Source organism: Aeromonas sp. QDB62, assembly GCF_027705695.1.
Classification (GTDB): Bacteria; Pseudomonadota; Gammaproteobacteria; order Enterobacterales; family Aeromonadaceae; genus Aeromonas; species Aeromonas allosaccharophila.
Genome location: NZ_JAPDCD010000086.1, coordinates 1 through 1206, shown reverse-complemented (window position 1 = coordinate 1206; position 1206 = coordinate 1). Strand labels below are relative to the sequence as shown.

The window sequence follows — 1206 nt, the reverse complement described above, 5'->3', positions numbered from 1 at the left end:
GAGAGCCCAGAGCCCAGAGCCCAGAGCCCAGAGCCCAGAGCCCAGAGAATTGTCGGAGGAGCAATCTCTGCCGTCTAGTCCACTAAGCAAGAAAAGTGACGGCGCAACCTCAATGGAGAGCGAAATGTGTTATGCACGGAAACTCTGTCTTGCGGCCAAGTCCCAAGTCATGGACATGTTCCAGGAAGCCCGGCTTGGCAAGGCCGTCGACCCAAGCACGACGTTGCCGCTGGTCGGAGAAATCGCTGCCTCGGTGCTGCGCCAACCTCATGCCCTCATCAGCGTCGCACGCATCAAAACGCACGACGATTACACCTACCTGCACTCGGTTGCCGTCTGCGCCCTGATGCTATCGCTGGCCCGGCATCTCGATCTAGACGAGGAGCAAACGCGCCTGGCTGGCATCGGCGGACTGATGCACGACCTAGGCAAGGCCGCGATGCCGCTGGAAGTGCTTAACAAACCAGGCAAGCTCACCGATGCCGAGTTCGCCATCATGAAGCGCCACCCTGTGGAGGGCGCAAAGATGCTGCGCGCAGGCGGGGCCGAGCCCGGGGTGGTGGACATTGCCCTGCACCATCACGAGAAGATCGACGGAACCGGCTACCCGGATCGCTTGGCCGGTGACGCCATTTCACTCCTGGCCCGCATGGGCGCAATCTGCGACGTCTATGATGCCGTGACGTCGGAGCGAGCCTACAAAAAGCCGTGGGACCCGTCCGCGGCGATGCGGCAGATGGCCAAGTGGGAGGGCCATTTCGACAAACGCATCTTCCACGCCTTCGTCAAGGCCGTGGGCATCTACCCCGTCGGCTCCTTGGTTCGCCTGTCCTCTCAGCGTCTGGCCGTTGTCGTTGAGCCGGGAATGGAATCACTGCTGACTCCCAAGGTTCGCGTGTTCTTCTCGCTACGCTCGAGAGAGCCGATCCCGATGCAGACCATCGACCTGGCGGCCACGAGTTGCAAGGACAGTATCACTGGCCCCGAAGACCCGACGCTCTGGAACTTCAAGAACCTCGACGACTTGTGGATGGAATAGCCCCCACAAAACGACGGCCCCGTGAGGGAGCCGTTGAACATCGTCGAGCGATGCCCGTCCAGGGAGGGATGGCCGAGCTCGATTCTCCAGAAGGTAGCTGGTGACACGAGTGTTGAGCCCACCCAACTAGGGTGACGGAAATTTCTGGGGTTCCGGCTTACATCCCC

Annotated in this window: 1 protein-coding gene; it reads left to right on the top strand. The window is 61.1% G+C overall.

Translation table 11 applies throughout. From position 1 onward, the window contains the following. Positions 1 to 169: 169 nt before the first annotated feature. Positions 170 to 1039, top strand: a complete 870-nt coding sequence (locus OKC27_RS22185; protein WP_223198360.1) for an HD-GYP domain-containing protein — start codon at positions 170 to 172, stop codon at positions 1037 to 1039. Positions 1040 to 1206: the final 167 nt, after the last annotated feature.

Coding starts and splice junctions, on each gene's coding strand:
- OKC27_RS22185 (WP_223198360.1), top strand. CDS start 170: ATGGACATGTTCCAGGAAGCCCGGCTTGGCAAGGCCGTCGACCCAAGC.